23 protein-coding genes and 1 other annotated feature are annotated in these 26,537 nt (G+C 46.4%); of the genes, 19 read left to right on the forward strand and 4 right to left on the reverse strand.

Translation table 11 applies throughout. The features are described from left to right. Positions 1-41: 41 nt before the first annotated feature. The 7 genes from HP552_RS15740 (at position 42) to HP552_RS15770 (ending at position 5,407) form a co-directional block, all read left to right on the forward strand. Positions 42-896, forward strand: a complete 855-nt coding sequence (locus HP552_RS15740; RefSeq protein ID WP_175396359.1) for an ATP-binding cassette domain-containing protein — start codon at positions 42-44, stop codon at positions 894-896. Then, entirely contained in the window at positions 881-2,611 is a 1,731-nt protein-coding gene (locus HP552_RS15745; protein ID WP_175396360.1) for an ATP-binding cassette domain-containing protein, read from the forward strand. Before HP552_RS15740 ends, HP552_RS15745 begins: the two co-directional genes overlap by 16 nt. 159 nt (positions 2,612-2,770) lie before the next feature. Further along, on the forward strand, positions 2,771-3,064 hold the full coding sequence (locus tag HP552_RS15750; protein ID WP_175396361.1) for a hypothetical protein: 294 nt from the start codon (positions 2,771-2,773) through the stop codon (positions 3,062-3,064). Between the two features lie 134 nt (positions 3,065-3,198). Next, positions 3,199-3,795 carry a GNAT family N-acetyltransferase gene (locus HP552_RS15755; RefSeq protein WP_246310905.1) on the forward strand — a complete coding sequence of 199 codons (597 nt, stop codon included), beginning with the start codon at positions 3,199-3,201 and terminating at the stop codon, positions 3,793-3,795. Then, positions 3,792-4,142: a VOC family protein gene (locus tag HP552_RS15760; RefSeq protein ID WP_175396362.1), complete on the forward strand. Its 351-nt coding sequence runs from the start codon at positions 3,792-3,794 to the stop codon at positions 4,140-4,142. The genes HP552_RS15755 and HP552_RS15760 overlap by 4 nt, the downstream gene beginning before the upstream one ends. A gap of 46 nt (positions 4,143-4,188) precedes the next feature. Next, positions 4,189-4,734 carry a hypothetical protein gene (locus HP552_RS15765; protein ID WP_175396363.1) on the forward strand — a complete coding sequence of 182 codons (546 nt, stop codon included), beginning with the start codon at positions 4,189-4,191 and terminating at the stop codon, positions 4,732-4,734. A gap of 76 nt (positions 4,735-4,810) precedes the next feature. Beyond that, a complete protein-coding gene (locus HP552_RS15770; RefSeq protein ID WP_175396364.1) occupies positions 4,811-5,407 on the forward strand; it encodes an HAD-IA family hydrolase in 597 nt (198 codons plus the stop codon). Between the two features lie 76 nt (positions 5,408-5,483). On the opposite strand, the gene HP552_RS15775 is transcribed toward HP552_RS15770, so the two are convergent. Continuing rightward, entirely contained in the window at positions 5,484-6,998 is a 1,515-nt protein-coding gene (locus HP552_RS15775) for a sensor histidine kinase (RefSeq protein ID WP_175396365.1), read from the reverse strand. Positions 6,999-7,009: 11 nt separating this feature from the next. Then, positions 7,010-7,693, reverse strand: coding sequence for a response regulator transcription factor (locus HP552_RS15780; RefSeq protein WP_175396366.1), 684 nt, complete (start codon positions 7,691-7,693; stop codon positions 7,010-7,012). Positions 7,694-7,894: 201 nt separating this feature from the next. Here HP552_RS15780 and HP552_RS15785 point away from each other — a divergent pair, with 201 nt between their 5' ends. From HP552_RS15785 to HP552_RS15810, 6 genes are all read left to right on the forward strand, one after another. Next, complete coding sequence (locus HP552_RS15785) at positions 7,895-10,141, forward strand: glycosyltransferase family 39 protein (protein WP_246310906.1); 2,247 nt, start codon at positions 7,895-7,897, stop codon at positions 10,139-10,141. 47 nt (positions 10,142-10,188) lie between these two features. Further along, positions 10,189-11,175: a glycosyltransferase family 2 protein gene (locus HP552_RS15790; protein WP_175396367.1), complete on the forward strand. Its 987-nt coding sequence runs from the start codon at positions 10,189-10,191 to the stop codon at positions 11,173-11,175. Then, the gene (locus HP552_RS15795; RefSeq protein WP_175396368.1) at positions 11,168-11,605 is read left to right on the forward strand and encodes a GtrA family protein; all 438 of its coding nucleotides are present in this window, start codon (positions 11,168-11,170) and stop codon (positions 11,603-11,605) included. The genes HP552_RS15790 and HP552_RS15795 overlap by 8 nt, the downstream gene beginning before the upstream one ends. A gap of 1 nt (position 11,606) precedes the next feature. Then, positions 11,607-12,479: a UTP--glucose-1-phosphate uridylyltransferase GalU gene (gene galU / locus HP552_RS15800; protein WP_175396369.1), complete on the forward strand. Its 873-nt coding sequence runs from the start codon at positions 11,607-11,609 to the stop codon at positions 12,477-12,479. A gap of 189 nt (positions 12,480-12,668) precedes the next feature. Continuing rightward, positions 12,669-12,942, forward strand: a binding site (T-box leader). Between the two features lie 167 nt (positions 12,943-13,109). Then, complete coding sequence (gene asd, locus HP552_RS15805; protein WP_175396370.1) at positions 13,110-14,195, forward strand: aspartate-semialdehyde dehydrogenase; 1,086 nt, start codon at positions 13,110-13,112, stop codon at positions 14,193-14,195. Positions 14,196-14,337: 142 nt separating this feature from the next. Further along, positions 14,338-15,009, forward strand: a complete 672-nt coding sequence (locus HP552_RS15810; RefSeq protein WP_175396371.1) for an SGNH/GDSL hydrolase family protein — start codon at positions 14,338-14,340, stop codon at positions 15,007-15,009. Positions 15,010-15,118: 109 nt separating this feature from the next. Here HP552_RS15810 and HP552_RS15815 read toward each other — a convergent pair whose 3' ends face one another. Then, the gene (locus tag HP552_RS15815) at positions 15,119-16,087 is read right to left on the reverse strand and encodes a bile acid:sodium symporter family protein (protein ID WP_175396372.1); all 969 of its coding nucleotides are present in this window, start codon (positions 16,085-16,087) and stop codon (positions 15,119-15,121) included. Positions 16,088-16,229: 142 nt separating this feature from the next. Between HP552_RS15815 and HP552_RS15820 the strand changes: the two genes are divergently transcribed. From HP552_RS15820 to speB (HP552_RS15840), 5 genes are all read left to right on the forward strand, one after another. Then, complete coding sequence (locus HP552_RS15820) at positions 16,230-16,697, forward strand: DUF6376 family protein (RefSeq protein WP_175396373.1); 468 nt, start codon at positions 16,230-16,232, stop codon at positions 16,695-16,697. A gap of 433 nt (positions 16,698-17,130) precedes the next feature. Beyond that, positions 17,131-17,928 (forward strand): sulfite exporter TauE/SafE family protein, encoded by a 798-nt coding sequence (locus tag HP552_RS15825; protein WP_175396374.1) that lies wholly within the window; start codon positions 17,131-17,133, stop codon positions 17,926-17,928. 188 nt (positions 17,929-18,116) lie between these two features. Next, complete coding sequence (locus HP552_RS15830) at positions 18,117-20,507, forward strand: polyprenyl synthetase family protein (protein ID WP_175396375.1); 2,391 nt, start codon at positions 18,117-18,119, stop codon at positions 20,505-20,507. Between the two features lie 268 nt (positions 20,508-20,775). Next, positions 20,776-23,400 (forward strand): PAS domain S-box protein, encoded by a 2,625-nt coding sequence (locus HP552_RS15835; RefSeq protein WP_175396376.1) that lies wholly within the window; start codon positions 20,776-20,778, stop codon positions 23,398-23,400. 187 nt (positions 23,401-23,587) lie between these two features. After that, positions 23,588-24,559: an agmatinase gene (gene speB / locus HP552_RS15840; protein WP_175396377.1), complete on the forward strand. Its 972-nt coding sequence runs from the start codon at positions 23,588-23,590 to the stop codon at positions 24,557-24,559. A 60-nt stretch (positions 24,560-24,619) separates the two neighbouring features. On the opposite strand, the gene HP552_RS15845 is transcribed toward speB (HP552_RS15840), so the two are convergent. After that, positions 24,620-25,060, reverse strand: a complete 441-nt coding sequence (locus tag HP552_RS15845; RefSeq protein ID WP_175396378.1) for an ANTAR domain-containing response regulator — start codon at positions 25,058-25,060, stop codon at positions 24,620-24,622. A gap of 455 nt (positions 25,061-25,515) precedes the next feature. Here HP552_RS15845 and speB (HP552_RS15850) point away from each other — a divergent pair, with 455 nt between their 5' ends. Beyond that, entirely contained in the window at positions 25,516-26,496 is a 981-nt protein-coding gene (speB, locus tag HP552_RS15850; RefSeq protein ID WP_175396379.1) for an agmatinase, read from the forward strand. The last annotated feature ends 41 nt before the right edge of the window (positions 26,497-26,537 follow it).

Below are 26,537 nucleotides of genomic sequence, written 5' to 3' on the forward strand. Positions count from 1 at the left end.
TCGTACCACAAATGAGGCAAAAGGGAAAGGACCAAATTTCGATGCAGGATGTTACACCTTTAATTACACTGGAACATGCACGTGTCCATTATGCCGCCGAAGCAGGCCAAGTTCGCAAGGCGGTGGATGGCGTCTCTCTGAACGTACATTCAGGAGAATGGGTCAGTGTTGTAGGAGCGAATGGCAGCGGGAAAAGCACGCTTGCCGCGGTGTTGATCGGATTCACCCCCCTTTCTGGCGGGAAAAGACATACTACTCCTGAGCTTGCGGTCCGGGGAGTGCTCCAACAGCCAGATGCGCAGGTGCTTGGAGATACGATCGAGGAAGAATTTCATTTCACCTTATCCCCATTGGTTGATTCCATTGAGGAACAAATACGGCGTAGAGAAGATGCCTTACATATGGTTGGCCTTAACTATCCACCAGAAACAACGATTTCCCGCCTGTCTGGCGGCCAGAAGCAATTGCTCAATATTGCGGTAGCGCTGGCCTCGAAGCCTGATGTGCTCATCCTCGATGAACCCACAGCCATGCTGGACCCGGGAGCAAGGGAACGAATGGAGACCATTGTTCAATCAGTCGTCCGGCAAGGAACCGCGGTCATTTGGATTACACATCATTTGGAAGAGGCAACTTTAAGTGATCGAATAATTGCGCTGGAAAAGGGCCGCTGTGTGTATGACGGAGCACTGTCATCGTTTTTCTATGGAAGTCCGGACAAGGACTCCTCTCCAACAGATGCTGAGACACAATCACCATGTGAACAATTGGGGCTGGATCCCCCTTTTACCGTAAAAACGGCTCTCCTGCTCAAACGGCAAGGCATGTTGAATCACGCCACACCACTGCGACCAGAACAGCTGGTGAAGGAGGCATCCCGTTGCATATTGAATTAGATCGCCTGACTGTTGCAGCGCCTGAAACCGAATCACGAGCACTTCTGCAGAATCTGTCCGTGCAACTCAACAGCGGGGAGATTACCTTGCTTCTGGGCTGCACGGGATCGGGAAAAACCACGTTATTGCAAACGATAGGAGGACTCAAACCGCCAAGTGCAGGCAGCATTACACTGAACGGTGAACCTTTCTGGCAGCATGGGAAGGTACCGCAGTCCATTTTGCTGCAGATGGGATTGGTATTTCAATTCCCGGAGCAACAATTATTTGCACGAAGCATTAGGCGAGAGTTCTCATACTCTCTGCGTCCATATCGATTATCGGACGAACAAAAGAAAAGTCAGATGATCGAGGCTCTTGGACAGTGGGACCCGCCATCTGGACAGGACAAGCTGGAGCAGCGCTTCCATTTGGACAGATCACCTTTTGCGCTGAGTGGGGGAGAACGGAGAAGACTCGGTCTGGCACTGGGGACTGCAACGAAGCCTGAGTGGCTATTGCTGGATGAACCCAGCGCCGGATTGGAAGCACAGAGTGTGTTGCTTCTGCTTGACATGCTTGAACAGCATCGACATGCAGGCAAGGGAGCGGTTGTGGCTACTCACGACCTGGATACATTTTTACCGATTGCCGATCGTGTTCTCTTGCTGCAGGAAGGAACATTGATAGGGGATCTCACACCGAGAGAACTTCATTCTCGGCCTGAATTGCTGGAACAGGCTGCAATCGGGTTGCCGCCTTCCATGCGACTTGCACAGCAATTCAGAGCTGCAAACATTTATTTGGCTACTGCACTGACGCCAGAGGAGATGGCCGCAAATATTATTCAGTCTAAGTTAGTTACCTCCGATAAGCTTCACCAGCGTATGCAGCATTCATCTGAAGTGCCAGGGACAAGTCATGTGAACCAACACGAGCCGGCTAATGTGGAAAATTCAATTGAAGTTAAAGCTGTACCGCAACCTCAGGACCTCTATAGCAGCATGGATCCGCGTCTCAAATGGATGCTGTACATTTTGCTAGTGACGGCAGCAATGCTGCAGCACCACTGGCTCGGTTTGTCCCTCACACTGGTACCGGTAGTTTTGGCTCTAAGTGCTTTACCCCGACAGACACTCGCGGGCTGCGTTAAGCTGATGAAGCCCTTATTGCTGTTCTTCATCATATCAACGGCGTTATCTGGAACAACGCTTGCAGCAGAAGGAGGAAATCTTCGGTTCGGCTTTTCTCTGTTACAGGCAGAGGCAACGCTTTTAAATGTGTATCGTTTATTTATCGTCACTTTAGCGAGTCTCTGGTTTTCGCTAACCACTCCATACGGAAGCATGGTGGAGGGGTTAAACTGGGTGCTGGGCATCGGTAAAAAAATCAGGCTGCCCGTTGCCTCGTTTGCACTTGCAGTTTCGTTAATTTTTCGCTTTATCCCGATGATCTGGAGCGAGTGGCAGCGATTCTCACTGATTGTCCGGGCGCGAGGTAAAGCTGCGCTGAAACCGAATACGGTTCGGATCCGGGATCTGGGACCGATGGTTATCCCTTTATTAATGTCGTTGTTCCAGCGAGCCGAAGAGATGACGATCGCGATGGAAATGCGAAAAGTACGAGAGAACTCTCTGCTTGGAGTACGCTCCACCTTGTTGAGTTGGTCCAAACGGGATACCGTCATCTGTGTGATAGGCCTTATAATTTTTGCTTTATTTATATTGATACGGTAGGGTTTAATGAGAGGGATCTCAACACGGATTCATCCCGGGAATCAGGCAAAAACGCTGCGTTTTTCCAGTAGATATGCATAATTGGGTCGGTTTTCGCTCAAAATAGACGTGCCTTGGATATCTTTTGGATACCTTAAAGCGGATATGGAGGGACGAACGATGAAGGATAAATTTCTACAGGAAGAAAGGCGCGAATACACCGATGTGTCTACAGTGGAGTCGCAGCGAAATGACCTGGCATTCGAGGAGTTCCCGGAGGGGCCCTATGGCTCATCTTTATTGTCCGAATCTCTCGGGAAAAGCTCACCATGGCGAGTGGATCAGAGATCCGCGCATCGTTTTGATTATGAGAACCATGAGCTTCACGAAGGGGAAGTGCGGGATTATCCAGGTCAGGATGTCTTCGACGAATCCGTTCCTGATAACGTGACCAAACCTCAATATCCGGAATAATTCGCTTGATCGGTCGTATAGATGAATAATAGCTTCCTGGCAGGATACCCTGCCGGGGGGCTATTTGGCGTTCTTTAATTCCACAATATGGGTTATTATAAGCTTAGTTCACTTTATGGGTGAAAACGAGCCGCATGGAAATGGGGAATGAACAGATGAGAGAAATCGACTATAGTCATTATTTTTGGCAGGATGAACAGATCAGGTTACGTGCTCTACGCGAAGAAGACTGGGAGGATCATTATTATAACCGGTTTGATACACCTGCTCGTCGCTTGCTGGAATGTGCTGTGGAACTGCCGCCAACGTTCGCCGAAGCGAAGAATTTTACAGAGAGATTCTCCGATTTTTCCATGACGTATGGACGGCTGATGTTCTCGATTGAGAAGTTGAATGGTGAGTATGTTGGGGGCGCAAATATAAACAGTATTGATGAAAAGAACGGCACATTTAGCATTGGAATCCAGATTGACCGGGACCACCGGGGAAGAGGGGTTGGAACGCGAGCTATTCGGATTTTGCTGAAGTATGCCTTCTTCGAGCGAAGACTCAACAAATTTAATGATTCTGTGCTTGAAGGGAACGAACCTTCTGCAGCCATGATGAGAAAGCTCGGATGCGTTCAGGAAGGCGTGCGGCGCAAGGTGATTTATACAAATGGTAAGTATCATGACCTGATTCTTTTTGGTTTGACCAAAGACGAGTTTATGGAAAAGGAGGGACTGGCGTGAGTCCCATTCTGAATCGGATTGGCACGGTGTTTATTCCTGTCAGTAACGTTGAGAGAGCGAGAGATTGGTATTGTGATATCTTGGGTTTGCCTGCAGGCGGCGAGATATTATTTGGACACTTGTTCATCATTCCGATGACTGGAACACGGATTGTGCTGGACAGCAAAATTTATGCCGAGGAGCATACGTTTAAGGTGCCAGCATTTCATTTTGATACGCACAATATCGAAAAAGCCTATGCATTCATGCAATCCAAAAATGTAAATATAACGACGCCAATTGAGCATGATCATTGGTTTAACTTTCAGGATCCAGATGGGAATACGTTAATGGTGTGCAAGTGCTAAGTGTTAACTGCCGAAGTGAATACACGGAAGGAACAAAAGGGGAAGTATGAAGAAAATAATATGGATAAGTATCAGTCTGCTCCTACTGTTAATACTGGCGGTCATATTTCTATGGAATCGTATCTTCGGATATCCAACATTGGACCAGGCTGTCCAATCGAATTGGAAGACAGCGGTGAAGATCGTAAATACAGATCAGGAGAATGAGTTGGTTCTTTATCTGGATGAAACACAGTATGTGTTCGCAGCTTATGAACAGAAGTACAGCAGATTTCATGTTGATGCAGATACGGAGTCAGGTTGGTCAGCCAGTTCAGATCTGGGTCCTGCCTTCCTCGTTGTCGCGGAGCCCAAAAACAATAAGGGCAATTTCATGTGGGGGGCATTATATTCCGACATCCCTATTGCCAAAATTCGAATTGAATACATCCATGGAGAGACTCAGGAGGTAAAACCGAAAAATAATACGTTTATTGTGAAGATGCCATTAACCTATCAAAAAGTAGATCATCTGGGTCTGATGGAGACGATCAGCAATGTCCATGCCATCGATGCAGGAAATAAGGTCATACAGTCCTGGAATCCGCATTGATGAAGTTTTGTTAACGATGGTGGTGGGTCATATAACCCTTAGCAAGAAACGATTCTTATCTATTCGAGGTGATTTAATGGAAAACAAACCTCAGCTTGTTTTGGACCTGGCGGGAGTTCTGATTACTAATCTGTCCAAATCATTTTGGCAAGAGCTTGCAATTCATGCGGGTACGACTTTTCCTATTTTAATTGAACAACTGAGCGGTATTCGGAGAGATCTGTGGACTGGCAAATGGAAAGAGGAGCAGTTCTGGATCTGGTTGCAAGCACAATACCCCAGCGTCGAAAAAATCTATGCCTATGATTTACTGAAACGCACGACAGAAACATTACCTGCGTTAGATTATCTTGAACGATGGAGCCAGCATGCAGATATACATCTCCTAAGTAACCATTGTCATGAGTGGGTTGAGCCCACATTGCTGACGATCCAAAAGTACACCAAGAGCATCACCATTTCGAATCAGGTTGGATTTTGCAAACCCAACAGAGAGATTTATGAACTCGTACAATCCCATATGGGCCTTAACACACGTATATTATATGTGGATGATCAAATAAAAAATCTCAAGCCTGCTGCGGACCTAGGTTGGGAAACACTGCTTGCAGATGAACACCATCATTGGATTGAGAAAGTGGACCACATCCTTACTGCTCGAGCTTCGATTTGAGATGGAAATTTTAAAACATAAATAGAAAATAACCCTTTCCCGTTCTCCGCAGAGATGAAAGGGTTATTTGTTGTAATCATGCAGCCGCCTCTGATAGGGGCAATACAATGGTGAACGTCGTTCCGCTGCCTACCTTACTTGTTACCGTGATACTCCCGCCATGCGACTCAATAATGGAGCGTGTAATGGCAAGACCAAGGCCGGCTCCGCCTTCTTTTCTTGAACGGGAAGAACTGGTACGGTAAAAGCGTTCAAAGATATGGGGAAGATGTTCCGGCTCAATGCCGGTTCCGTTATCTTTCACAGTCAGTTCTGCCTTGTTGTGAACAGCATACAACGTCAGAGTAATGGAACCCGATTCCGAGTGAGTATGCTGCACCGCATTGTGAAACAAATTGAGAACCACTTGCTTCAGCTTGTGTGGGTCGGCCATTACATATATACCAGCGGTCAGGTCCAGATGGACATGGCGTTCCCGAGCCATCATGGCAAGCTGTGGCTGCATCTCAAGCAGCAGATGATCAAGCTGAACGACTTCTTGCTCCTGCTTCGGAGCCTGATCCAGTTTGTTCAGCATCAGTAAGTCCTCGACCAGCTTATTGATTCGAACAGATTCACCATACATGCTGTCCAGTGCACGATATAATTGCTGACTGTTGGTGGCCGCGCCCCGCTGCAGGACTTCTATGAATCCGTGGATGGATGTCAGCGGAGTCCGCAGTTCATGGGAAGCATCGGACAGGAAACGCTGCATTTGTTCCTTGGATTCGCGTTCTGCTTCAAACGATCGTTCTAGTCTTTCGAGCATACCGTTAAAGGATAGCGCAAGTTGGTCCACTTCCTGTTGACCCTGCGTAGCGGGCAGGCGTTCTGCCAAGCTGCCCGCATCGATCCGCTGTACGGTATCTACCATACTGGACAACGGAATCAATGTGCGGCGAAGGGCTTTGGTATACAGAATTAGACCCGCGATCATCGCCAGAAGGGACAGCATTACGAATATAAGAAGCTGTTTCATAATCAGATCTCTCAGCGGCTTCGTCGGGGTGCCCATTTGAACCATGGACAAATTCCGATTACGCGGCCCAGGCGAGGCAAAAACAATCAATTGCTCATTGCCTAAACGATCGGTCACAATCCGGTAGGGCACGTGCCGCTTGTCCATTAATTGATCTGTGATTTCCTGGTATTCAGCAGAAGTGAGATGGGGGGCCGTCAGGCCATCTTCACCAAAAACATCTTCAAAAGTCCCTTTGTTGTCGAACAGGGCGAGTGAACGATCGGGAATGTACAGCAGCCTGTTACCCGAGGCTCGTGCATCCGTCCCTGCCTGTCCCGCAAACGGGTTGTTGAATGACTCATTCCGTGAAGATAGTCCGAGCCAGACAGGGGGCATGGACATGATCTGTTCTTCCATCGTTTTTGCCTGATTGCGATATAGAAAGCTCTCCATAATCCAGAATTGAAGAATTCCGATTAACAATAGCAATGCAGCAAGAATGAACAGGGAGCGTGCGAGTAACTGAGAGCGCAGCGAATGGGGCCAGAGCCACTGGTGCAGCCGCCCAAAACGTGTGTTAGGTTGTTTCATTGAAGAATTCATCAAAGATCCACTCTGTATCCAACACCTCGAAGGGTGCGAATGAGTTTATGCTCTTTATCCCCGAGTTTGTCTCGTAATGAACGTATATAGACTTCAACAATATTTTCTTCCCCGCCAAAATCGTATCCCCATACACGACTAAGAATGGTCGCTTTGCTCAGCACGATACCATGATTCAGTACGATGAACTTTAATAGTTCATATTCTGTAGGAGACAATTCAAGAATCTGTTCATGATACGTAATCTCTTTGCGCTGATCATCAATTCGGAACGGACCGTGTGTTACGGCACCGATCAATAATGGAAACTGATTACGCAGTCTTGCCTGAATCCGGGCCAGCAGCTCATCAAAGGCAAAGGGCTTGATCATATAATCGTCAGCACCGAGCCAAAGACCTTTAACCCGATTCTCGACTTCGTCTTTGGCTGTCAGCATGATGACTCCAACCTGAGCCCCAGTCTTGCGCAAACGTTCAACCACCTCGAATCCATCCATCTCCGGCATCATCACATCCAGAATCGCCATATGTGGCCGAAATTCCAGCGCCAGTTCCAGTGCAGCAGCACCGTCCGGTGCTGTTCGTACATCGAAGCCTTCATTGCTGAGTCCAAGCTCCAGAAATTGCAAAATATGTGGTTCATCATCGGCCAAAAGGATTTTAATTCCCGTACTTAGCTTCATAAGTGGGCATGCCTCCCTGTTAAATCCATCTAAAGAACGCCCTGATCCTTGAGGGCTTTATGATGTATTATCGCTTGCCAAACTGAAAATTAGCTGAAAGGTTTGGAACTTATCCTCAGGTAACATTCAGCGGGCACTCATCCCAATTTTATTTTGGCATGTCACAATACAATCATGAAGAGCGAGAAGGAGTGATTGACATTGAATAATGCCAAACGAAGGATTGATCTTGTCCTTCTGCCGATCGTATTATTGGCGGCAATTCTGAACGGGTATGGGATCTGGAACGATCAATATGCCAATTCCTATTATACGACCGCCGTAGGGAGCATGCTGAGAAATTTCCACAATTTCTTCTATGCATCGCTGGACTCGGCTGGCTCAGTAACCGTAGATAAACCACCCGTCGTCTTTTGGATCCAGACGGCTTTTGCCTACGTCTTCGGATTACACGGATGGAGTGTTATTTTGCCGCAAGTGTTGGCGGGGATTGGTTCAGTCCTGCTGATTTATTTTATGGTCAAGCCAACATTCGGGCTAGCAGCAGCACGTATATCTGCTCTTGCCATGGCGACTGTACCCGTTGTGGCAGCAGTAAGCCGTACCAACAATATCGACAGCATGCTGGTGTTTACGTTATTGCTGGGTTCCTGGTTTTTGTTCAAAGGTACCAAACAGGGCAGTCCATGGCGAATCCTCGTAGCATTTGCACTCATTGGACTTGCATTTAACATGAAAATGCTTCAAGCCTACATGATTCTACCGGCATTTTATATATTTTACATGCTCGCATTCCAGGCGAAATGGAGAAAAAAAATCATCCTGCTTATAGGCAGTACGGCAGTACTGGCCGTTGTTTCCCTATCCTGGGCAGTGACGGTTGATTCTATACCGGAAAGTCAGCGGCCTTACATAGGAAGCAGCGAAACCAATTCGGTGCTGGAGCTTGCTTTTGGCTATAACGGTCTGTCCCGTCTCACAGGCCAGCAGAACAGAGCAGCGGGTGCAGGTATGCCCAACGCTGCAGATGACAGAAATAATCGGGATAATGCTTCTGCCTCCGTCCAAGGTTCTGGTCAAACGGGCAACTCGGCTCCTTCAGGCAATCCATCTGACGATGTTGGAATGGGAGAAATGGGTCGGGGCATGAACGGAATGAATTTCCCGCAAGGCGGACAGATGCCAAATGGCGGCGAGATGCCGAACGGAAGGGACTTCGGAGGAGGCAATGGTGGCGGAATGGGCGGCATGTTTGGCACGGGAGAAAAAGGACTGCTGCGGCTGTTCCAGACCGAACTGTCCGGCCAGGCCAGCTGGCTTTTGCCCACGGTACTGCTTGGATGCATTGCTCTCTTTGCAGGGTTAAGACGAAGAAATATAACGATGAAACATAAGGAAGCTGCGTTCTGGCTGATCTGGCTGCTTCCGGTTGGGGCGTTCTTCAGTGTGGCTGGTTTCTTCCATCAATATTACCTGATCATGCTTGCTCCACCGATTGCCGCACTTACTGGCGCTGGATTTGTAGCCATGTGGAAGGCATATCGTGAACGTAATGGCTGGCAGGCCTGGCTGCTTCCTCTTTCGGTCATGTTCACTACGATCTTCGGCTGGTATATTATGCAGGTCTATAATGACACCATCGGTGCCGGTTGGTCCATCAGCGAATTGATTGCAGGTTTTTTGATGACGATCATCCTGATCGTGATGCTCAATAGTTCGCATCCATGGAAACAAGGAATGGTTATCGCAGGATTCATGGTTATGCTTATTGGTCCGGTCTATTGGGCGTTCACGCCCATTACCTATGGCGGTAACAGCATGATTCCTGCGGCTGGTCCTACAGGTTCCAATGGAATGTTCGGAGGAATGGGTATGGGCGGCAGACAAGGGAATGGCAACGTGGGCATGACTCCACCAAATGCTTCAGGTGATGCGGATCAATCCTTCCCGTCTTCTTCGAGCGACGAATCTGATGTCGATAATTCCGGTACAGGAACACCTCCTGCATCAGGCGGAAACATGTTTGGCGGCGGAGGAATGGGAGCAGCTGGCGGACGAGGCGGAGCTGGAAGCAGGAATGAAGAAGTGGATACAACAACATTGAATTATCTCAGAGAGCATAACACAGGAGAAACGTATCTTTTTGCAACAACAGATTATAACCAGGCAGCCCCTTACATTATTGATGAGAATGAGGCAGTCATTACGCTTGGAGGCTTCTCGGGTTCTGATCCGGTGTATACCACGGAGGAACTGGAAGAGCTCGTGCAGAGTGGGCAAGTGAAATACTTCATGGTTGGTGGTATGGGCGGCCGGGGAGGTAATTCGGACATCAGCAACTGGATCGTGGAGCATGGTACCGAAATCCCAACATCAGAGTGGACGACAGGCACAGACAGTGGAGCTGGCTTCGGCGGACAGAGTACCCTGTATGAAGTGAAATTATAGAGATGGTCAAGTGGAATGAACCGAAATTGAAAAGGGAGGGAACGAATATGGCTCAAACGTGCCGTTACAGCATCATTATTCCGATGTACAACGAAGAGGCGGTCATTGAAGAAACCTATCGACGTTTAAAAAAGGTCATGGGCAGTATGGGAGAGACGTATGAACTGTTGTTTGTCAATGACGGCAGCGTCGATCGAAGCGCGCAGATGATCCGTGACTACGCACGTTGGGACGAGAGTGTGAAATTGATTGAGTTTGCACGCAACTTCGGTCACCAGATTGCGATTACAGCAGGGATGGATTATGCAGCAGGTGATGCAGTCGTCATTATTGATGCAGATCTTCAGGACCCTCCCGAATTGATTCTAGACATGATTGCCAAATGGAAAGAGGGCTATGAAGTCGTATACGCCCGTCGAACCAGACGAAGCGGAGAAACCCGCTTCAAAAAGTGGTCTGCAAGCATGTTTTATCGCGTGCTGCGCGCCTCGACCGATACGGATATTCCTGTGGACACGGGTGATTTCCGGCTGATTGACCGCAAAGTATGTGATGAGATGAAACGCCTCCCGGAGAAAAATCGTTATGTCCGTGGTTTGGTCAGCTGGGTCGGATTCAGACAGACAGCGATTGAATATGAACGGGATGAGCGGCTGGCAGGGGAAACCAAGTATCCGTTAAAGCGCATGCTAAAATTGAGTCTGGATGGCATCACTTCATTCTCATATAAACCGCTCAAGCTTGCGGGTTACTTGGGAGCTATTCTTTCCATAGGCGGATTTATCTATATGCTGAGCGTGATTGCTTCCGCGATATTTACGGATTCTACGATCAAAGGCTGGCCTTCCATCGTCAGTATCATGCTGATCTTTAATGGATTCATTCTCATTATGCTCGGCATTCTTGGCGAGTACATTGGCCGCATCTATGATGAAACCAAGGCAAGACCTCTCTATATTGTGCGAGATGTGTATCCGTCGGAGAGTCAGTCCGGGCAAGTGCGGCTGACAGGCAGAGTTGCTCACCATGACTAATCGTGTGGTCACTTTGATCAAATTCGGGATTGTGGGTGTCATGAATACGGCGGTGGATGCATTGGTGTTCACCTTGCTCGCCGCCTTGGGTACACCTGTTTTAATCGCCCAGGTTATCTCTTATAGCTGCGGGGTCGTGAACAGTTATTGGTGGAACGGAAGATGGACGTTTCGGGATGCGCGAAGACAAGGCAAGAAACATGAATTGCTGCGATTTGTGATTACGAATCTGTTTGTTCTTGTGTTTTCATCCCTGATGTTGTTCCTCTCGAACCGTATACTTGGCTGGAATCTGGTCGTTAGCAAGGTAGCGGCGACGCTCTCGGGAATGTGCTTAAACTATATTGCCAGTCGGTATTGGGTTTTCCGGGCCGTGTCCGCGACCGTGCTCGATCCGAATCCTGGTACCAATGAAAGGAGTGTTTCATGATATGAGAATTACAAAAGCAGTCATCCCGGCAGCCGGACTTGGGACACGTTTTCTCCCAGCAACCAAGGCACAGCCCAAAGAGATGCTGCCCATTGTGGATAAACCGGCCATTCAATACATTGTGGAAGAAGCGGTACAATCGGGCATTGAAAATATCATTATTGTGACCGGACGCAACAAAAAATCAATTGAGGATCATTTTGACAAGTCGGTGGAACTGGAACATTCCCTATATGCCAAAGGAAAACAGGAATTGCTCGAAGAAGTACAGGCGATTAGTGATATGGCTAGCATTCATTTTATCCGTCAAAAAGAACCATTGGGACTTGGACATGCCATCGGTTGTGCCCGTCAGTTCGTGGGAGATGATCCGTTTGCCGTACTGCTGGGGGATGATATCATGGTGTCTGATCCACCGGCACTTGCACAAATGATTCATTTGTATGAAAAAACGGGCAGCCAGATCGTGGGTGTATGCCAAGTTCAGGCTGCGGACGTAAGTAAATATGGCATCATCGATTCAGCAGGTGCAGAGGACCGGGTTCACCGGATTACCAATCTTGTGGAGAAGCCTTCAGTGGAGGAAGCGCCTTCAAGAACAGCGGTGATGGGCCGATATATTCTGAAACCGTCCATATTTCCAATTTTGGACCAGATCGAGAGAGGTGCAGGAGGAGAGTATCAGTTAACGGATGCTTTAAAAGAGGTCAGTCAGATAGAGGAACTGCTGGCTCTTGAACTTGAGGGCCGCCGCTATGATATTGGCAATCAGTTCGGATACATTCAGGCGATCCTTGAGATCGGACTCATGCGCAAGGAACTGCAGCCCATGCTGTCTCCGTATCTCAAGCAGCTTGCGACGCAATGGGGCTAGTTAATGACTGTTCCAAACAGCACCTGAATATTGAAGGGGCACACTGGTAAATTTTTTGCGCTAAATCTTCAACCTACCTGGTAACTTATACTTTTGTCACTAAAATGCAGTAATTAAATATCCATTTGCAGCAAATTATAAAAAATATGTTTACTTCGCAATGGTAACTTTGATATTATAATCGCAATATCAAATGCGACGAAGAGATGAGTAGATAAAAGTATTCTTTCTCAGAGAGCCCCGGCAGCTGAAAAGGGGTAAAGAATTTTTTGTTGAATAAAGACTCAGAGCAGCACATCGGAACTTAAACGTAAGGGATGGTGTGACAGGAGCTCCTGTTACAGAGCTGGAGTATAGGCAATGACAACTTATTACGTGTTGTTATCCTTAACTCAAAGAGGCGGATATGGCGACATATTGGCGAATCTGGGTGGTACCACGAGTATTCAATCTCGTCCCTGAGACTTCTGTCTTGGGGGTGGGATTTTTTGGTTTTTCCGGGGTGTTGGCTACACGCTTTGGAATCACCTGAATAGTGTTTATTAAGGGAAGAATCACGAAGTCCCAGCAACCATTACAGGAAATGAAATAACTAATATTCTACTCACACCGAAAGGAATTGATGATGATATGACAGCAAAATTGAGAGTCGGTATTGTTGGAGGAACAGGAATGGTGGGCCAGCGTTTTGTGGATCTGCTGGATGGTCATCCATGGTTTGAAGTAACAGCTATTTCGGCGAGTGCCAATTCGGCAGGCAAAACCTACGAAGAATCCGTTCAGGGCAGATGGAAACTGGCGGTCCCCATTCCGGAAGCGGTGAAAAAAATCGTAGTGCAGGATGCTTCCCAGGTCGAAGCGTTTGCGAGCCAGGTTGATTTTATTTTCTGTGCAGTGGATATGAAAAAGAATGAGATCCAAGCGCTCGAAGAGGCTTATGCCAAAACAGGCACACCGGTGGTTTCCAACAACTCGGCTCATCGCTGGACGGCTGATGTACCGATGGTTATTCCTGAAATCAATCCAGGGCATTTGGAAGTTATTGAAGCGCAACGTAAACGTCTGGGCACCAAAACCGGATTTATTGCAGTTAAACCAAACTGCTCCATTCAGAGCTACGTACCTGCACTTCACGCGTTGCGTGAGTTCAACCCAACTCAAGTGGTAGCTTCCACTTACCAAGCCATCTCGGGAGCAGGCAAAAACTTCACGGATTGGCCTGAAATGCTGGATAACGTGATCCCGTACATCGGTGGCGAGGAAGAAAAGAGTGAGCAAGAACCTCTGCGCATCTGGGGCAGCGTTCAAAATAATGAGATTGTGAAGGCTTCATCACCGCTAATCACGACGCAATGTATCCGTGTTCCGGTTACGGATGGACATCTGGCTACCGTATTTGTAAACTTTGAGAAAAAACCATCCAAAGATGAAATTTTGGACCGCTGGTTGCAGTTCAAAGGACGCCCACAAGAACTCGAATTGCCAAGTGCGCCAAAACAGTTTATTACGTATTTTGAAGAAGAAAACAGACCACAAACGAAACTGGATCGTGACATCGAGCGCGGAATGGGCGTATCGACAGGCAGACTGCGTGAGGACTCGCTCTATGATTATAAATTCGTGGGATTGTCCCACAACACGCTCCGCGGAGCAGCAGGCGGTGCGGTTCTGATCGCGGAATTGCTTAAAGCTGAAGGATATATTCAGCCGAAATAAGCAAATGTAAAAGTAAGTGTTAAGGATAAAAGCACCATCACATGCTGATGGTGTTTTTATTACACCCATCGGGAAAAAATGAAGATCCAGAGCCAGACAGGTTATGCGGATATATTATAATGGGAAAAAGAGGGAGTGGGGTATGTTGCTGCAATCTGAGCTATATAAAGGACAAAAGGCTGTCTTTCTAGGAGATAGCATTACTTATGGTTATGGGCTGAGCGAAGGAGAGCATCCATATCCGGAGCTTGTCAGTAGAGCATTAGGGTTTCGATCCTATGAGAATCATGGAATTTCGGGGAGTAGTGTAGTCGATGGAGGGCTTGAGCCCATGTGCAATCGAATGGAACAACTGAATGCTGATGCAGATATCATTTTTTTTATGGGAGGAAGAAATGATTTTTCCAGCGGTACGACTGCATTTGGTAACATCAACATCTCCCCGAGCTCGACAGATACATTTTATGGGGCACTTAAGCATGTTGCAGAGGGCTTGATCCAGCGCTACCCAACCAAGCTGATTGTCTTTTTGACTCCTCCGCATGGATCAAGTACAGCCGTACCTGAATATTTGCCCAATCCGGTGACCGGACGAGTATACTCAGAGTATATTGCTGCGATCAAAGAGGTGGCATCATTGTACTCCATTCCAGTCTGTGATCTGTGGAACATTGCGGGAATACAACCTTTATTGAAGGTACATAAAAATTTATACTTTACTGGCGAAAACGGTGTGCCTGATGGGCTTCATCCCAACCAGGCCGGACATTCGAGATTGGCGGCAAGAATCGTGGGCTTCCTTAATACGTTGTAGGTTTAACTAAGAAGCGTCTTATGATTTATGTGGCTAATAAAAAAACAGCACGTACTCCATTTTTTATATTGGAGCGTTGCTGTTTTTTTTATAGCAAACTTTGCAAATGTTAGGCGGCGGATGTTTTATCCGCATTTTGCAGCAGCTGCGAGCGTCGTCCAAGCAGATACCCTGTCAGCGAAGCCAGCATCTGTTGAAATACCATCCCCAGAACAACCGGAACAGCTACCGGAGGTGGGAAATAGGAGACGGCCAGCACCGCTCCTGCGCTGATATTACGCATGCCTCCATTGAACACGAGTGCGACTTGGTCAGCCTCATTCCAGCCCAGCAATCTAGCAATGAAGTAGCTTAATGCATAGCCAAAGGAAGCCAGAAAAATGATGATTGCTGCAAGGCCGGCCAGTCTCCAGTTGAAATCGGCGAGATATGGGGCTACAACGGATCCGTTAATCGCAACAACGGCTGCCATAAACAACTTGGAGAATGGGTTTAGTCTTGGGCCCCACACCGGAACGATTGCTCCTTTGGTCCACTCGTTTAGCAGCATGCCGAGCAGAGAAGGCACGACGATCATCCAGAACAGGCTGCTCATCATTGCTCCCATATCCAGCGTAACACTGGTGCCGATCAGCAGAGATAACACACCAGGAACGACAAACGGAGCCAGCATGGTATCGATTAGGATGATGGATAGCGTCAGTGCAATATTGCCCCGGTAAATGCTTACCCAGATGAAGCTGCTTACACCTGTCGGAATGACGGCTGCAAGAACAAGTCCGGTTATCGTATAGGCATCCATCGGGAAAACCAGATGTCCCATACCGAGCGCGATCAGAGGCATCGCCAAATGTAATATAAATAAACAAACAAACAGCGGGAAAGGCTTTTTCAGCACGTTCAGAAAATCCCTGATCCCGAGACTGATGCTTCCTGCAAACGTCATAAATGCAAAAAGCCATGGTGATAAAAAAGTATACGAAGAAAGAAGATTTCCGCAAAGTACGCCAATGATAATGCTGATTGGAGTAATCAGTGGCATGATGCGGTTCAAGCGCTGATTCAAAGCCTGAAGCATATTCATGACATCCCTTTACCGTGTGATTCTTCCATTATACATGTTCAATCCCGTGAGTGCAGACTCATTTGCATTCGGGTATGTGGAACAGCTATCATTCAAGTTGGGATAATACTTCTGTTATGAGGAAGGGAAGATGCTCATGATTCAACGTAAACGAAGGCAAACACTGTTAATGACGGGGTTTATTGCTTCAAGTATTTTGATCATCTCTGCCTGTTCTGTCGTGGAACAAGCGAACCAAAGTTTGAATTACGTCAGTGGGGCTACCGAATATATAGAGCAGGTATCCAGTGCTGGGGCGGATCTTCAGCAGCTGGCAACGGAAGCGGTAAACAACCCGGAAGTGACAGAGCAGATCCAAGCGAAAATCGATCAGATTCAAGCGGAAGCGAGTGAATTCTCGCAGCTTACGGCTCCCGCCATCGGAGAGAGCATTCATGAAAATTTGGTCAGTTACAACAATCAATTAACCGAAGTAGTGGATCGTTTCGAGACAACGATTGCAGAGCAGGGGTTTACCGCGGAAAACTGGCAGAATACCGGGATTCCCGATTTGATCAATAATATCAACAATTTAAAAGACCCGTTGAGCGGGCTTGGAAATTAACCGAATTTTCGAATAGACAGCAAAAAGGTGCGGAACGATTTCAATTCGTTTAGCACCTTTTTATATTTATAAGAACATATCTCATCTAGTACCGGGTGCTTATCGAGTCAGCTCAGACGTGATACAATAAGCAGGCATGTAATTTTTATCATTTTGTGGTGTCATACACAATACGTACACCGAGAGAGCCATAGCTCTCTTCTTTGTAATGGCATTGTGAGCAAGCTTTGGTGGCACACAGTGCGTCATTATGGACATGCAATTTTTCGTTGCAGAGTGGACATTTATTTTCAAAAAGAGTCTTCAACACATTGAACATGCTTAATCACTCATTTCTGATTAATTTACTTGGTTTTTATTATAGCCGATTATATTCGCTGCGTATACTGTTTTTTGACAAGATTTTTCATCACATGAAAGGAAGAATAACCCGATGGATGTTCTGCTTTTTATCATCATGTTTATACTTGGTCTGTTCGGTTCCTTCTTCTCGGGTTTACTCGGTATTGGTGGAGCTATCATTAACTACCCGCTGCTTTTGTATGTTCCTTCTCTGACGGGACTTGAGCCCTTCACTGCACATGAGGTTTCGTCCATTAGTATGTTCCAGGTGTTTTTTTCCTCATTGGCAGGTGTGGTGGCATTTCAGAGAAAGAAAAGAAAAGCAAGAAACGGGCATGCTTTGGTGAACAGAGCCCTTGTGGCATACATGGGCACCAGCATTCTTGCCGGCAGTCTGATTGGAGGTATCCTATCCGGACATTTGGATGGGGATGTCATTAATCTGATCTATGGAATATTGGCGATTGTGGCGATTGTGCTCATGCTGATTCCTGGAAAGGGAACAGAAGTGGCTGCTGATGATCTGGTATTTAACAGATGGATTGCTGCGGGTGCCGCTTTTGCCGTGGGGATTGTCTCGGGAATCGTAGGTGCGGGTGGAGCTTTCATCCTGATACCGATCATGCTGACGGTGCTCCGAATACCTACACGAACAACCATTGCTTCTTCCCTTGCCATCGTGTTTATATCCGCCATCGGTGGAGTGATCGGGAAAATTACGGGCGGAGACATTCCAATTGAACCTATTATTTATACGGTTATTGGCAGTCTTCTGGGGGCGTCCCTCGGTTCGAGGGTCAGTTCGATGATCAATGTGAGTGTACTTCGCTATGGATTAATCGTGCTCATTGCCATCACAGCAGTTAAAGTCTGGGCTTCCATTCTGTAGAAACAAGCATTCGTGGTGTACCCATGACGATTTCGTAACCAAAACGTTGGAACACCGTATATAGGTTATGAACATGAGCTGGCGAATTTGTTACAGCATGAATTCACAACAGTTTCGTCCATGGAGCGCCTTCATACTCATCTCATGGATACATGTTTAACATTAATAGAAGTTGAGGTATCCATCCTATGAATAACGTACTTATAGATCAGGCTGAGACAGGATATCAGTTGGCTGAGCAAAAGGCAGCCCAGTATTTTACTTCCCTACACGAGCAGCTAATGAACAACACATATACAACTAAGCTTACCCAAGATTTTCAATTATGGCAAAAAAAACATATTCATCGATACTCCTGGTTGCCCTTGGTATCACGAAGCAAAAGAAAACCCGATTCCCGGGATGTGTATCGATACATCCAATGGCTTAACGTTACAGGCAAACTGGATGATTACTTGGATCGGAGTATCTCATACATTTACATGAGAGATCTGGGCAAGGCGCTGGATTCTCCCGAAACGCAGGCTCGCATTCAGCGCGTAGCGCGGGATACCAAGAAGTATTTCATGCGCTCCAGCTCCAATGCAGGCAAACGCAAAGAGCAGCCCGATTATATCAGTGTGGCCTCATTGTATCGCTGGGCTCAGAAGGAAAATGTGGAGACAGCCGTAATCTGGCTAATCCAGAAGCTTAAGAATGTAGCTTCGAATATTCCAAAGGAATTGGACGCAGAGCAGGCACAGCGAAAGCTCATTAAAATTATTCTTGGCGTTGTCCTCCACGTGAATGATGAAATGGATGAGATGACTCCAATTGTGGAACGTTCGCAGAGGTTTGATGCAGCGATCAGACTGGGCTATTCATATGGATTGACCTATCCTTTTATTGACGACCTTCTGGATTCACAAGCATTGAGTTTGCAGGAGAAAGAGCAGTATTCCCAGATGATTCGCCAAGCGCTGCTCACTGGAATTGTACCTGACATTGGCCAGTGGAATGGAGCGAACCAGGAAGTCATTCAGTATGTTCATTCGGAGCTGCGGGAAGCATTTGAATACATCAAGAACTACCAGCGACCTGAGATGCAGCGTACATTTTTCGAGCAATCCTATGTATTTTTCCAATCCCAGGAACTGGACCGGGCGAAGAAAATCAGCAATGCGAATTATACCAATGAAGAGCTGTATGTACCGATTATTATCAAGTCATCTTCATCGAGACTCATCGTTCGTTCAGTTCTTAGCGCTTCGGAGGACGAAGGATTTGATCTGCGGACGTTCTACTATGGAATATACAATCAGCTTGCTGATGATTTTGCCGATATGTTTGACGATATGGAAGAGGGGGCTGTCACCCCGTATACGTACTATTTGAAATATCGTGATCTGCGTCCCGATTTAATTAATCCGTATGAGCTGTATTGGACGGTCATCTCTCATCTGATCCATAGCGTGTATGACTCGGACGAGAAGACACGTGAAGTCATATTGGATCGCGCCATTAACGGCCTCAAGCGCAGCAAAGAGCGCCTTGGCCAGGCGAAATACAATGAGATCATGAACATATTTGCTTCGGGCCAGCCCGAATTTAATCAGCTTGTTCAGCAAATGGTTCGAAAAGCGGATGATGTGGATTTTCTCGACAAATTGCTCAGGGATCAGGTGATTGTTCATCTGCAAAATGACAAAAAGGAAAAAGAAGACTTTCTTCATACGATTCGAACGGTTCGCGAACAGATTAATATTGAATTGCAAATCTCCAAACCGACTGAAATACCGGAGATGAAAGAAACGCTGATTGATGCAGCCAATTACAGTTTGCAGGGAGATGGCAAACGACTGAGGCCTATCTTAACTTGGGTAATGGGTGTGCGTGAGTATGGACTTACAGAAGCATCGATCGTTCCCCTATTAAGATCACTGGAGTATATGCATACTGCTTCCCTCATTTTTGATGATCTGCCGACACAGGATAATGCTTCAACCCGGCGGGGACGTTCGACCTTGCATCAGGTGCATAACAGCGCCACAGCGGAATTGACGGGTCTGTTTCTCATCCAGAAAGCCATAGGGGAACAATCTTCTCTCGGACAATTCGACGCAGCAACGGTGCTAACTCTTATTCGGTATTCGGCTGAAAAAGCAGAAGACATGTGCATGGGGCAAGCGATGGACCTGAACTCCAAAGGAAAAGCACTGACACTGGAACAATTAAACATGATCTGTTTCTACAAAACAGGCATTGCCTTTGAAGCAGCACTTGTAATGCCGGCCATTCTGGCACAAGTGAAGGAATCGGAAATCGCCTCTTTGAAGAAATTTGCATATCATGCAGGTATCGCTTTTCAAATCAAGGATGACCTGCTGGACCTGGAAGGGGATCATCTTGTTCTTGGTAAACCAGCAGGACAGGATGCACGGAACAACAATTCAACTTTTGTATCCATTTTAGGGGAAGATGGGGCGAAAAAGGAGATGTGGGAACATTATTGTCTTGCAACCGATGCGCTAAACGATATGCCCAAGCATGTTCCATTTCTGAAGCATCTGCTGGATTATATCGTTGGGCGGGAACGTTGACATTTTTTACTTACGACTCCGTGTACTCATATGACTTATAATGATATATAGCGACATAGGTCGGGAGTTCCATGATAATGGATTCCAGGCCTTGTTTGGTTTCAAAGACACAAATCTCTTGAAAAGAACCGTTTCAATGGTTAAAATACTGGGTACTAAGCAGAGATTATCGTTATTAAACCGATTAAATAGTGAGCAAAGAATATCTAACAAAATTAAAATATTCGACAATGATTAACTAGAGTTATACACCAAAGGAGAGCTTAACATGCAGGTTCAAAAGGTCGACCATCATGAATTGTTCGAGCAGATCTATAACCAAGCGCCTATTGGAATTGCACTCGTTGCTCCAACAGGGCAATGGATGAAAGTAAATCCTGCTTTTTGCTGTATGCTGGGTTTTACTAGTGAGGAGTTAATCCATCTTAGTTACCAGGATATTACCCATCCGGATGATACACCAAAAGATGCGGTCTATGTGTGCGAGCTGTTTGAGGGCATGTCCAACGAGCAAAAATATGAAAAGCGATACATCAGAAAAAATGGTGAGGTACTATGGATTTCCTTGCATGTATCTCTGGCTCGAGACGAAGTAACGGATGAGCCTCTTTACTTCATTTGCCATATTGTAGATATTACCGATCGGAAAGTGTACGAACAAAAACTTTTGCATAGTGAAGAGATGTTTAAGCTTATCTCGGATAACGCTCAGGAGATCATCTATATCGCCAATTTTAATGGGATATGCCGGTTCTGCTCACCCTCAGTCCAACATTTACTGGGTTACTCGCCAGAAGACGTAATTGGCCAAAATAATAATGCCTATTTCCATCCACAAGATTTGGAGCAGATCTCGCAAATGGACTTGAGTTCTGGTAATTTGCTGAATATAAGGGTCCGTCATAAAGATGGGCATTATCTTTGGTTTGAAACCACGTACAAGATTATCGGGGATCCTGAACACGAGCAGCAGATTCTTTCGATTGGACGGGATGTATCCGAGCGAAAGAAACATGAGGAAATCAGTGCAGAAGCGGAGCGCATAGCCATGATCGGCAGTTGGGAGTGGAATATGGTCAATGACCAGCTTGCCATTTCAGATCAGATTTTTGAGATCTTTGAACTTGAACGTACCCGCAAACCATATCGGGCAAGTGATGTTTTCAATGTGATGACTCCGGCGGATGCAGCATCTTTACGAGAACAAATTGGATGGGTAAAACAAGGGGAGCCGCTTGATTTTGAATACAAGCACGTCCGGTCAGATGGAAGTGAAAAATACCTTCACTTGCGCGGGTTGATTACCCTCGATGAACACCATCAGCCAGTCCAGTTAAATGGAACACTGCAGGACATCACCGAACGGAAACTCATTGAATTTAAGTTGCAGGAATCTGTGGAAAGGTACACTTCACTTAAGAAATATAATCATGACGCCATCATTTCGTTTAACATGGATGGTAACATTATGAATGCGAATCCTGTAGCCGTGAACATGACGGGCTGTCCGGTATCTGAGATGATTGGTACAAGCATCAGCAGATTTATCGGAGTCAGTAATCTGGGCCTGATCCTGCGCAGTAATTATGAGATGGCCGAGAAGGAGATTAACGCCGTTCGCCACACGGATGGCAGTGAGACAGAAGTCTTGGCTACGCTTGCTCCGATCATTATTAATAAAAACAATGTTGGGTTTTACCTGATTGCGAAGGATATTACCGAGCAGAAAAAACTGCTTGTAGCCAAAGAGACAGCCGAGAGAATGAATAAGGCCAAAAGTGAATTTCTGGCGATGATGAGCCATGAAATCCGTACCCCCATGAACGGTGTCATCGGGATGACGGACCTGCTCCTGGATACCCCTGGACTTAGCGGGGAACAAAAAGAATATATTGAAATTATCCAGAAGAGTGGAGATTCCCTGCTGGCCATTATTAATGATATCCTTGATTTTTCCAAAATCGAATCAGGCAAAACCGATCTGGTGGACGATCCCTTTGATATTGGAGAAATCGTGACAGAGACCGTGCAAATCGTAAAACCACTTGTTCGCGAGAAAAAGCTGGATATCCGCTTATCGCTGGATGATGCCATTCCAACTCCGGTGTATGGCGATGCTTACCGCCTTAAGCAGGTACTTACCAATATCATCGGCAACGCGGTCAAATTCACTTCAGAAGGCGGCGTGGATATCGAAGTTGGGGTTAAGGAGCAGTGCGGCAATAACGTACAGCTGTATTTTAAAGTCAAGGATACAGGAATAGGGATTCCGGCTGAGAAAAGAAAACAATTGTTCGAGCCCTTCTACCAGCTGGAGAACTTCATGACCCGCAAACCTCAAGGCACCGGTTTGGGGCTCGCCATCAGCAAGAAACTAGTGGAGCTCATGCAGGGTGATATCTGGATTGAAGAGTCGGATGAACCGGGTACAACCTTTATATTTACAACCAGCTTCAAATTAAACAACAGTGAAGAGAGCAGCAGGTTTGATCGACAACAGCAAAAAAACAGAGCAGCCTCTCTGCGAATTCTGATCGCGGAAGACAATGAGGTGAATCAGCTTGTCCTTAGCAGGATGATCGAGAAAAAGGGACACTTTGTAGATCATGTGGCGGACGGTGTTGAGGCTGTAGAGGCTGTCAAACGTAATGCATACGATATTGTCTTTATGGACGTGCATATGCCAAGACTCGATGGATTCGAAGCGACAAAAGCGATTAAGGAGCTATTGGGTCCTGAAGCATGTCCATATATTATTGCGGTAACGGCAAACGCCGTGAGAGGGGACATGGACAAGTGCTTGAAGGCAGGCATGGATGCGTATGTAAGCAAACCTATTAAAAGAGAGTCCATTATGCAAGTGATGGAGACGTATTATAGGATCAATCCATAATCAGGCAAAAGAAAAAGTTGACGATAATCGCAAAGTTTGCTATATTACACCCATAACAAATGCATATATTCAAGTGTTGTTTCTGGATAGATTAACACTTGATCGGCAATAGAGCCGCTAACTTATCATAGATAAGGGAGCGGTTTTTTTGTTTTTATATGCGAAAAAATCCAAAGGAGTGTTGTTCATGTATCGTCCCTTACTGGAAAGAGGAAAGCCGGCCTTTGCCGGGGTGCGAACGTTTATGCATTTGCCCCATATTCAGACATTGGAGGACGTAGATTATGCGATTATCGGCAACCCTTTTGATACAGGAGCCGGGTATGCGGTAGGCACCAGATTTGGCCCTTCGGCCATCAGGGAAATGTCGCAGCGGATCAGAACAACCAATCCTGCTCAAGGCATTGATAGCAGTGAATACTTATCAGGTATTGATTATGGTGATTTTTCCATCTATCCCGGATACATTGAACAGACATATGAAACGGTACAGCAACAATTAGCACCCATTTATTCAAGCGGAATCGTACCAATTATTTTGGGTGGAGATCATTCCATTTCCTATCCTCATGTGAAAGCAGCAGCGGAGCAATACGGGCCGATCAGTCTGGTGCATTTTGATTCGCATTCTGATGCGTGGGAGCCTATGGACGAGATCCGTAAATATTCACACGGCAATATGTTTTATCATGGGGTGAAAGAGGGTTGGATCAATGCCGAAACCTCGATTCAGATGGGAATGAGGGGGCATTCCAGTTTGACACATTATGAAGAAACAAGGGGACTCGGCTTCGATCTGCTCACCACCGATGACGTCAAAAGGCTGGGGCCTGAGGCACTGTGTCAGCGAGTCAAAGACCGGGTGGGCAATACGCCCGTATTCCTGACCTTTGATATTGATTTTCTGGACCCTGTGTTTGCTCCCGGGACAGGCACGCCGGAAGTGGGCGGATTCACGACGTATGAAGCGATTCAGATGATTCGGGGGCTTGCGGGAATTCGGTTGATCGGCTGTGATCTGGTGGAGGTGCTGCCGGATCGTGATCCTACACGTGTTACAGCCCTCAATGCGGCTTCCATCGTATCTGAATTTATTACACTGCTGGCCCTGTATCGCCGGAGTACCAAGGAAGCGTTGACTGTCAGTGTTACAGGTTAAAAAAATGCATAAAAAAAACCTTGCCTGTTCAACAGGCAGGGTTTCTTGACGATTTAGCTATTATTTAATTTCAGTCAACACTGATTCTGCAATATCAACCAGTTTCTTGCGTTCATTCATGGCCTGCGTGCGCATCCATTCATAGGCTTTGGTTTCACTGATGTTTTTTTGCTTGCTAAGTGATATTTTGGCACACTCCACTCGTTTGATTTCTTCCAGTTTGGTGGATAAGAAACGGTATTCCCGCTCCAAATGAACACGGGTCTGGTAATTTTTAAGACCGATCAGCAAAGACCATTGAAGTTCATTATCATTCATTCCTGAACAGAGTACACCGTCAAGCTTCTCATGAGGCGCAGTGGTGGCAGGTTTACGCTCGTCACACCACCATAGAATAGGGTAAGAGAACAAGTGACTGGCTGAATACAGCCATTTCTTCAGTCGACATGCGGGAACATCCAAAATAATCATTTCAAACCTGCTCTTGGTCAGTTGACTCATACATTCAGCCTCAATTGACTCAACCCGATAACCTAATTCGTTGAATTTGACATCAACTCGACATTTTGTAGTCGGGATATCATGAACATGCAATAGTCTTGGTTTCATAATTTACCCATCACCTCGAAGTCGGAATTGAGACAACATCTTCGTGTATGAACTGGATGTGGATGACCTGATTAATGTTAATTTATATAATACATCCCGACAAAAGTCAACAGAACAAGTGATATAACATAACGCAGTTTAGCTGTAAAATCTTTTATTCGAGAATTTGTGTCAAATATATTGACATTGATTGAGGCTGTTTCTATAATTGGCATTACACAACTGCATACAAGCAATCATCCTTTATCTGGAGGATGGTTGTCTATGGCAAAGAGGCCGCTTACTCACAAGCGGCCTCTTTTTGTATTTTTTTAAGTTGAAATCATAAACAAAGGGAGAGATCAAACATGAAATACCGTCCACAGATCGACATGGGAAAGCCTCTTTATTCCGGCATCCACACCTTCATGCATTTGCCGTATGTACAAACACTGGAAGAGGTTGATTTTGCAGTCATCGGAGTTCCTTTTGATACAGGTGTAAGCTATGGCATTGGTGCACGCTTTGGTCCAGCTTCCATCCGTACGATGTCACAGCGGATTCGGCCGATATCTCCCGTTCACCAGATTGATATTTCAGAATTTTTATCAGGTATCGATTTTGGTGACCTTCTTGTACATCCCGGATATATTGAACAATCCTATCAAGCGATCGAAGAGCAATTAGCGCCTGTATTTGAGGCAGGAGTCGTTCCCGTTCTATTGGGTGGAGACCACTCCATATCGCTTCCGCATCTAAGGGCAGCTGCGCGAACACATGGACCTGTATGCCTTGTCCATTTTGATTCTCATTCGGATACAGGACGTTCCAAACAACCTGAACGAATGTGGTCTCATGGAGCAGTCTTCAGCTACGCCGTGGATGAAGGGCTGATTGATCCACACCACTCGATTCAAATGGGAATGAGAGGAACGACCTATCGTGCTGGAGGTTTGGATGAGGCACGAGCGATGGGGTTTGAAGTGATGACAACTGATGATGTAAGGGAGCTTACCATCCCTGAGTTATGTCAGAAAATTAAAGAACGCGTGGGAGATCGCCCGGTATTTCTAACCTTTGACATTGATTTTCTGGACCCGGTATATGCACCTGGTACTGGAACACCGGAGGTTGGCGGCTTTACGACTTACGAAGCACAGAAAATGCTTCGGGGTCTAGCCGGTATCGATTTTATCGGATTTGACTTGGTAGAGGTGCTTCCGGATCGCGATCCAAGTCAAGTCACAGCGCTTAATGCAGCGAATATTGCCTTTGAGTTTATCAGCTTGCTTGCTGTGAAGCGCAGAGCGGATATGCAGGTGACGGAGACTGCTGAAGCAGCATTATAGCGTTGAAAAGACCTATCGGCGTGGAAGGATAAATGATAGCA

Origin of the sequence: Paenibacillus xylanilyticus, from assembly GCF_013359935.1 — a bacterium.
Classification (GTDB): domain Bacteria; phylum Bacillota; class Bacilli; order Paenibacillales; family Paenibacillaceae; genus Paenibacillus; species Paenibacillus xylanilyticus.

Coding starts and splice junctions, on each gene's coding strand:
- HP552_RS15820 (WP_175396373.1), top strand. CDS start 16,230: ATGATTCAACGTAAACGAAGGCAAACACTGTTAATGACGGGGTTTATT.
- HP552_RS15835 (WP_175396376.1), top strand. CDS start 20,776: ATGCAGGTTCAAAAGGTCGACCATCATGAATTGTTCGAGCAGATCTAT.
- speB (WP_175396377.1), top strand. CDS start 23,588: ATGTATCGTCCCTTACTGGAAAGAGGAAAGCCGGCCTTTGCCGGGGTG.
- speB (WP_175396379.1), top strand. CDS start 25,516: ATGAAATACCGTCCACAGATCGACATGGGAAAGCCTCTTTATTCCGGC.
- HP552_RS15795 (WP_175396368.1), top strand. CDS start 11,168: ATGACTAATCGTGTGGTCACTTTGATCAAATTCGGGATTGTGGGTGTC.
- HP552_RS15740 (WP_175396359.1), top strand. CDS start 42: ATGCAGGATGTTACACCTTTAATTACACTGGAACATGCACGTGTCCAT.
- HP552_RS15830 (WP_175396375.1), top strand. CDS start 18,117: ATGAATAACGTACTTATAGATCAGGCTGAGACAGGATATCAGTTGGCT.
- HP552_RS15775 (WP_175396365.1), bottom strand. CDS start 6,998: ATGAAACAACCTAACACACGTTTTGGGCGGCTGCACCAGTGGCTCTGG.
- HP552_RS15750 (WP_175396361.1), top strand. CDS start 2,771: ATGAAGGATAAATTTCTACAGGAAGAAAGGCGCGAATACACCGATGTG.
- HP552_RS15770 (WP_175396364.1), top strand. CDS start 4,811: ATGGAAAACAAACCTCAGCTTGTTTTGGACCTGGCGGGAGTTCTGATT.
- HP552_RS15780 (WP_175396366.1), bottom strand. CDS start 7,693: ATGAAGCTAAGTACGGGAATTAAAATCCTTTTGGCCGATGATGAACCA.
- asd (WP_175396370.1), top strand. CDS start 13,110: ATGACAGCAAAATTGAGAGTCGGTATTGTTGGAGGAACAGGAATGGTG.
- HP552_RS15790 (WP_175396367.1), top strand. CDS start 10,189: ATGGCTCAAACGTGCCGTTACAGCATCATTATTCCGATGTACAACGAA.
- HP552_RS15755 (WP_246310905.1), top strand. CDS start 3,199: ATGGAAATGGGGAATGAACAGATGAGAGAAATCGACTATAGTCATTAT.
- HP552_RS15810 (WP_175396371.1), top strand. CDS start 14,338: ATGTTGCTGCAATCTGAGCTATATAAAGGACAAAAGGCTGTCTTTCTA.
- galU (WP_175396369.1), top strand. CDS start 11,607: ATGAGAATTACAAAAGCAGTCATCCCGGCAGCCGGACTTGGGACACGT.
- HP552_RS15845 (WP_175396378.1), bottom strand. CDS start 25,060: ATGAGTCAACTGACCAAGAGCAGGTTTGAAATGATTATTTTGGATGTT.
- HP552_RS15765 (WP_175396363.1), top strand. CDS start 4,189: ATGAAGAAAATAATATGGATAAGTATCAGTCTGCTCCTACTGTTAATA.
- HP552_RS15815 (WP_175396372.1), bottom strand. CDS start 16,087: ATGCTTCAGGCTTTGAATCAGCGCTTGAACCGCATCATGCCACTGATT.
- HP552_RS15825 (WP_175396374.1), top strand. CDS start 17,131: ATGGATGTTCTGCTTTTTATCATCATGTTTATACTTGGTCTGTTCGGT.